Here is a 6939-nt window from a genome sequence, read left to right as displayed (position 1 = left end):
ACCGCGCTTATCTACCTGGAAACAGGTGGCAACGTTATGCGCCATTTTTTCGGCTATTTGCTCCAGGCTTATTTTGCCATGGTGATAAAGCTCCAGCATGGCAGGTAGGGCATGCTGTACCAATGGTCCGCCGGATGGGGCCTGCAGGTAGGGCAGTGCTTTCTCCTCCATGGTATGTGGCGCATGGTCGGTTGCTATAACATCAATTTTGCCATCCAGCACAGCCTGCAAAATGGCGTCCCTGTCGGCCATGGTTTTAACGGCAGGGTTCCACTTAATCAGGTTGCCTTTAGTCTCGTAATCCGCATCGGTAAACCACAGGTGATGCACGCAGGCCTCGGCGGTTATGCGCTTATCTTTTAGTGGTGTGGTATTATCAAAAAGATGTGTTTCGAGCGCGGTTGAGATGTGTAAAATATGCAGCCGGGTATTGTGCTTTTTAGCCAGCTCAACCGCTAATGATGATGACAGGTAACAAGCCTCGGCACTTCTTATCTTTGGGTGCAGCTGTATCGGGATGTTTTCGCCTAATAACTGTTTGTAATGGTTCAGGTTGCTTTTAATGGTAGCCTCATCCTCGCAATGCACCGCGATGAGCATGGGCGAATTTGCAAAAAGGTTATCCAGGGTTTGCGGGTTATCTACCAGCATGTTCCCGGTTGATGAACCCATGAACACTTTGATGCCGCAAACATTTGCCGTATCGGTGCGTAGCACTTCATCCAGGTTATCGTTGGATGCACCCATGAAGAACGAGTAGTTGGCCAGCGAATTACGCGATGCTATCCCGTACTTATCTTCAAGCAATTGCCGGGTTAAAGTATTGGGTACTGTATTGGGCATCTCCATAAAGGAGGTGATGCCACCGGCCACCGCCGCGCGCGACTCTGAATGAATATCGGCTTTGTAAGTTAGTCCCGGTTCGCGAAAATGCACCTGGTCGTCAATACAGCCTGGCAACAGGTGTAATCCTTCGGCGTTGATTTCTTTATCTGCCTGGGTATCTATCTGTGCATCTATCCGGTCGATAAAGCCATCCTTCACCAGTATATCTGCAACGTATTGCTTATTTTCATTAACTATTGTAGCAGATTTTATGAGGATAGTAGCCATTTTTTATTTGGGATTTTGGATATTCGATTTCGGATTTATTGATGGGCAAATTTAGGATTTAGGACGATATCACCCGCGTCTTCAACAAATTAAAGAAAAGATCTACACCTCCACAAATTGGGCCACACCCGGAAAGTCGCCCAAACCTTTATAAATTGGTATGCCGTTGGCTTCACTATCTTCAACGGCCCAGTTAGCCATGGCATACATTACCGGCCTTAAGCCCATGCCCGATTCGCTGAGACTATAGGTAACATAAGGAGGTACTACAGATCTTGCTTCCCTGATCACCAGGTTGTCTGCCTCCAGTTGTTTCAGGTGCTGAATAAGAACCTTTTCGGTAATAGCTGGGATGGCTTTTTTTAATTCGCTATATCGCTTACTGCCTGTTAACAGGTGAAACAATATAATTGGTTTCCAATATCCGCCTATACGCTCCATAACATAGGTTACCGGGCAATCTTTAAATGCTGCCTGCTTGTTTTCCTGTATGGTTGATGCTTCTTTAATCTGGGTCATAGTGATACATACTTTAGGGTAAGTACTTGTATAAAAGTAAGTACAAATGTAGCTTTGTCCTCAACAAATTCAAAATATAAAATTATGAAAATCATCATCACTGGTTCATTAGGAAATATCGGCAAGCCGCTTGCAAAACAACTGATAGGGGCTGGTCACCAGGTAACTGTCATCAGCAGTAAGGCAGACAAGATAGCAGCCATAGAAGCATTAGGCGCTACGGCAGCCATTGGCTCGGTAACTGATGCGGATTTCCTGGCAAAAACATTTACCGGGGCGGATGTGGTATATGCTATGGTTCCGCCAAATTATGGGGCAGAAAACCTGAGGCAGTATATGAACGATGCCGGTAAAAGTTATGCCGGGGCTATCAGGAAGGCTGGCGTAAAACGGGTTGTTGGCTTAAGCAGTATTGGTGCCCATCTTGATGCAGGCACCGGACCAATAAAGGGCATCCACGATGTGGAAGGCATATTGAATAAACTGGAAAACGTTGCCGTAAAATTTATTCGCGCACCTTTCTTTTACGTGAATTTTTATAATGATATCGAACTGATTAAACACCAGGGTATCATCGGCTCAAATTATCCGGCAGATATGAGGCTGATCATGGTGCACCCAAATGATATAGCTGCCGCGATTGCCGAAGAAATTCAGACGGACTTTACGGGCAAAAGTGTGCGTTATATTGTAAGTGACGAACGCACTACCGGCGAAGTTGCCGCCGTTTTAGGTAATGCCATTGGTAAGCCGGGACTGCCATGGATAGAGTTTAGCGATGTGCAGGCCTTGAATGGAATGCTGCAGGCAGGCTTACCCGAAGAAATGGCCAAAAACTTTGTAGAGATGGGAGCAGCCCTGCGTAGCGGAAAGTTATGGGAAGATTACGATTTGCATAAACCCGCCACCCCCGGCAAAATAAACCTGGAAACATTTGCCAAGGAATTTGCAGAAAAGTATAACGGATAAGTCGCCCCCTTAACTAAGAAAGCCGCTCTGTGATTTTACAGTACGGCTTTCTTAAAAAAAGCCCTTCGTCCATAGGTCCTTTATCCTTTATCCTTTATCCGAAAATCCTTGCTCCTTTATCTGAAAGTCCTTTATCCGAAAGTCCTTCGCCTATTTCTTACCCCAGTAATAATTTACCCCAAAGTTGATATTGGTATTTAAGCCAAGATTGAATGAGTTGCTTTTTGTTTGGTAATCATGAACATATTGCAGGTTACCAAAACCAAGGTTTACAGCAAGCTTAGGCGTGGCAAAAAATACAATATTAGGATTACCACCAACTGTAAGCGAACCCGATTTGAAGTTATTTACATCATGAGCCGAAGTAACCCCAAACTGCGGGAACACGCCTATTTTATCGGTTAGCATACAATAGTAACGAAAGTGGATCCCTAATGACAAGGCATCTGAATGATATTTATGATCATAGGTGTAGCTGTTGGTTCCGCTGTTATTCAAAGCGGTATAAACTGATGTTTCGGTTCCGCCAACGCGCGAGTATCCGGGCTGGATACCAACAGACCACTTGTTCGACAGGAAAAATCCAAAATCGGGATTTATTTGCAGGTTAGAGATACCATGGTTGGTGTAAACCGTGGTTCCGGTTGTGTAAGTGTATGTGTTGGTGTAGCCATACCCATCATAATTGTAGTTAAAATTGCCACCAATATAATAGTGACCTTTACCAATTTGAGCGTTTGCCGCCCCGGCGGCCGTAATTAAAAACAGGAGCGTAAATAGATGTTTTTTCATTAGTTAGTGTTATAGGTTTTTAGATGAGAGAACAAGTTGTAAGGGCCAGTAAACAAGAATGATATGCTAAATCTGGTATCTTGTACTTGGTTTCCCACCCCTCTTTTCCCGTCTTTTAAACGTAAAAGTTGTGGTTAAGGTTAGGGGTGCTTAACTAACAATGCCCCTAATCAACAAAAAGCCTATCTTTGCGGCATGGCTGTAACTTTTGAAGATTTTAATTTTAACCGGCAAATTTTAAATGCGATAGCCGATGCCGGTTATACCGAAGCTACGCCTATTCAGCAAAAAGCTATTCCGCCTATAATGAACGGGCAGGATGTAATGGGTATAGCGCAAACCGGTACCGGTAAAACCGCGGCCTATGTACTGCCCATCATCATGAAGCTTAAATATGCCCAGGGGGATAATGCCCGCGCGCTTATTATTTCGCCAACGCGTGAGCTGGCCATGCAGATTGAGGAGAACGTAAAAACCTTTGCCGCCAATACTGATTTACGTGTTGTTGTGCTTTATGGCGGCCTTGGCCCCAAAACACAGATAGAGCAGATCAATAAAGGTGTTGATATTATTGTGGCTACTCCGGGCCGCTTTATGGATATTTACCTGGCGGGGCATATAGTAACCAAAACCCTGCAGGTGCTGGTATTGGACGAGGCGGATAAAATGATGGACATGGGCTTTATGCCCCAAATAAACCGCATACTGGAAGTTGTACCTGTAAAAAGGCAAAACCTGCTGTTTTCGGCTACCATGAGCGATAAGATCCATGAGTTATCCAATAACTTTTTGGAGTATCCCACCATTATTGAAGTTACCCCCCAGGCTACACCGGCGCAAACGGTTAATCAGCATCTGTACCATGTACCCAACGTGAAAACCAAAATAAACCTGCTCAGAAAACTACTGGAGGCCGAAGGGGATATTACCAAGCTGATGATATTTTGCAAAACCCGCGTAGTGGCAGATGATGTTTATAAATTCCTGCTGCGTAAATTTGGCGAAGGCGGGGTTAAAGTTTTGCATGCCAACAAAGGTCAAAATACACGCATTAATTCCATCAATTCGTTTAAGAACGATGAGGTGAAAATATTAGTGGCAACAGATGTGGCCTCGCGCGGTATTGATGTGAGCGACGTGAGCCATGTGATAAATTTTGATGTGCCGGTGGTTATTGAAGATTATGTGCACCGGATAGGCCGTACTGGTCGTGCCCTGCAATCGGGCGAGGCCATTACATTTTGCGGCCCGGCAGAGGAGTATTATCTCAAAAAGATCGAGAAGCTTATCAAGCAAACCATCCCCGTATCGGCTATTCCTGGTGATGTGTTTGTTGAAGAAACCGGATACGACGAACGCCAGGAGATTGCCAAAGAAATTGATATGCAAAAGCGTAAGGACGATCCCGATTTTAAGGGCGCCTTTCACGAAAAGAAAACCCTTAATCAGCATAAAAAATTCGATGAGGCTAAAAACAAGGCGAAATTTGGCAAAGCCTATAAAGCTGCAGGCGGTAAAAGCAGGTCATCATCACGTAAAAAGCGTTAATAAACCTTAAAAACCCAATATATTCCAGAAATGAAATTGCGTATTACCCCGTTAAATTTTGCTACCACATTTTTTTTAGCGGTAGCCGTTTATATATGGATCTATGGGGCGGGCATTGCCGGCCGGCCGCTGGAAACCTGGAGCGGCACCATCAGCTGGATATTTTTGCTGTTTGCGGTGGTTGTGTTTTTCCTCGATCTTATTTTTCGTAACTTTTTTGCAGAGCTTAAAAAATTATGGATCATTGAGCTAAGCTTTATGGCTTTGGTGGTTATTATATTTTTGATGGTTAAATAAAAACCAGGTATTGGTGAGTTCCTGCGGAAAATTACAAATTCATTATAATCCCGTCGCATTAAAATAGCATACTTTTGCGACTTTAATAATCCATACAAATGAAAACTGCTGAAATAAAGCTGACTGTTACCCTTGACGATAATAATGTTCCTGAAACCATCATGTGGGAATCAACCGATTCTGCCTCAAAAGAAGCATTACCAGTAAAATCATTCATGCTGGCACTGTGGGATCAGCATTATAAAAACACCCTGCGCATTGATCTCTGGACAAAAGATATGCCGGTTGATGAGATGAAACGTTTTTTTTACGAAACGCTGCAAACCATGGGTGATAGCTTTTTACGCGCAACAGGCGAAAAAAACATTGTAGAAGACCTGCGTGATTACTGTGCCCACTTTGCCGATAAAATGGAAATTAAACAATGATTTTTTTAGTATCAAGTAGTTAGTATCAAGTAGCAAGATTTTTGATGGGAGATTTGGAAAATGTCCCGATATTTTACCAAAAATGATACTAATTTTGTTTACTACTGTAGCTGTCTTGCTACTTGATACTAACTACTTGATACTTAAATATGCGCCTTAGCTCAATTTTATCATTTGCAGGCTTTGTACTGCTTTTTGCGGGTACTTATTGCCCTTTATTGCGTCCGCTTGGTTTATTTAACTGGGATGTTTATCAGCTTAGCCAGCCATATGGTATGATGCTTTTATTGGTAGCAGTTATTGGTGTGGTTGTATCGTTTTTGAACCAGCCCAAACTTATGCGAATCACAGCCTGGCTATCATTGGCTTTGGTAGTTGTTTTGCTATTGGCCGCTATTTTTAAAGTACATACAGCATTCAGTTTTATTCCGTTTAAAAAGTTTGATGCCTTTTTAACCAGGCATATTAAATTTAAATGGGGGTGGTGGGTATTATTTGCCGGTGCCGTACTGGCATTAGCGGGTGCCTTAAGCAGTAAGCCCAAGGGTTATGTAAAACCACCGGAAGTAATTTGATTAAAACAATTTATTCTTCAAATGAAATGTTTATTAGCTGAACCTCATACAGGGACACGTTTTTTTAAACATATTTGTATCAGTTAAATAAGTTTTAAATGTTAAAATTCTCTTTTCGCGGGCAGGTATTCGCCGGTTTTGTTATATCCATTATATTGGTTTTGGTGGTAGGGGTATTGGCCTATTTAAGCATCCGCCAGTTAGAGGAGGATAACATAATGGTCGACCATACCGAAAATGTTATTAAATCATCAAATAGTTTACTGCAGCATATGACAGATGCTGAAACAGGTACCCGTGGTTATGGAGCAACCGGAGAAAAAACATTCCTTGATCCATATAACGAAGCATTGCCGCATATTGACGGAGATTTGCAGGAACTAAGAGCCCTCACCAAAGATAACCACGCCCAACAAAAACGGCTCGATTCATTAATTTCTTTGGTCGCCGCCCAGCGTAACATTTTAAAAGAAAATATTGAAACCCGCGATAGCAAAGGGCTTGAATATATGGTTGCAAATAACATATTTGTTAAAGGCAAGCAAAATATGGATATGATACGCAAGCTTGTTGCCGGTGTTATTGATAATGAACACAAATTGCTTAATGTCCGTAAAAACAAAACAGAAAAAGCCTCAGATCTCACCGTTATCATCATTGTTTGCGGTTCGTTGATATTCCTGGTTATTATCGTGTTT

Annotated in this window: 9 protein-coding genes; 6 read left to right on the top strand and 3 right to left on the bottom strand. The window is 42.8% G+C overall.

The annotated features are described in order from the left end of the window. Positions 1-1113, bottom strand: a 1113-nt coding sequence (locus AC1DPZ_RS19085) for a dihydroorotase (protein ID WP_477406339.1), incomplete at its 3' end; no start/stop codon positions are given. Between the two features lie 102 nt (positions 1114-1215). Beyond that, positions 1216-1632 (bottom strand): winged helix-turn-helix transcriptional regulator, encoded by a 417-nt coding sequence (locus tag AC1DPZ_RS19080; RefSeq protein WP_477406337.1) that lies wholly within the window; start codon positions 1630-1632, stop codon positions 1216-1218. 84 nt (positions 1633-1716) lie between these two features. Here AC1DPZ_RS19080 and AC1DPZ_RS19075 point away from each other — a divergent pair, with 84 nt between their 5' ends. Then, positions 1717-2601 (top strand): NAD(P)H-binding protein, encoded by an 885-nt coding sequence (locus AC1DPZ_RS19075; protein ID WP_477406335.1) that lies wholly within the window; start codon positions 1717-1719, stop codon positions 2599-2601. Between the two features lie 150 nt (positions 2602-2751). Here the strand turns inward: AC1DPZ_RS19075 and AC1DPZ_RS19070 are convergent, their stop codons facing one another. Further along, on the bottom strand, positions 2752-3393 hold the full coding sequence (locus tag AC1DPZ_RS19070; protein WP_477406333.1) for a hypothetical protein: 642 nt from the start codon (positions 3391-3393) through the stop codon (positions 2752-2754). Positions 3394-3588: 195 nt separating this feature from the next. Here AC1DPZ_RS19070 and AC1DPZ_RS19065 point away from each other — a divergent pair, with 195 nt between their 5' ends. From AC1DPZ_RS19065 to AC1DPZ_RS19045, 5 genes are all read left to right on the top strand, one after another. Beyond that, on the top strand, positions 3589-4941 hold the full coding sequence (locus AC1DPZ_RS19065) for a DEAD/DEAH box helicase (protein WP_477406331.1): 1353 nt from the start codon (positions 3589-3591) through the stop codon (positions 4939-4941). 30 nt (positions 4942-4971) lie between these two features. Further along, positions 4972-5238 carry a hypothetical protein gene (locus tag AC1DPZ_RS19060; RefSeq protein ID WP_477406329.1) on the top strand — a complete coding sequence of 89 codons (267 nt, stop codon included), beginning with the start codon at positions 4972-4974 and terminating at the stop codon, positions 5236-5238. A gap of 98 nt (positions 5239-5336) precedes the next feature. After that, complete coding sequence (gene gldC / locus AC1DPZ_RS19055) at positions 5337-5666, top strand: gliding motility protein GldC (RefSeq protein WP_477406327.1); 330 nt, start codon at positions 5337-5339, stop codon at positions 5664-5666. 149 nt (positions 5667-5815) lie between these two features. After that, a complete protein-coding gene (locus AC1DPZ_RS19050; RefSeq protein ID WP_477406325.1) occupies positions 5816-6241 on the top strand; it encodes a hypothetical protein in 426 nt (141 codons plus the stop codon). 98 nt (positions 6242-6339) lie between these two features. Beyond that, positions 6340-6939, top strand: a 600-nt coding sequence (locus AC1DPZ_RS19045; protein ID WP_477406323.1) for a CHASE3 domain-containing protein, incomplete at its 3' end; no start/stop codon positions are given.

The organism is Mucilaginibacter sp. P4_G9 (genome assembly GCF_056400985.1).
Note: the sequence above shows the minus strand (reverse complement) of the source record. Positions and strands in the feature narration are given on the sequence as shown.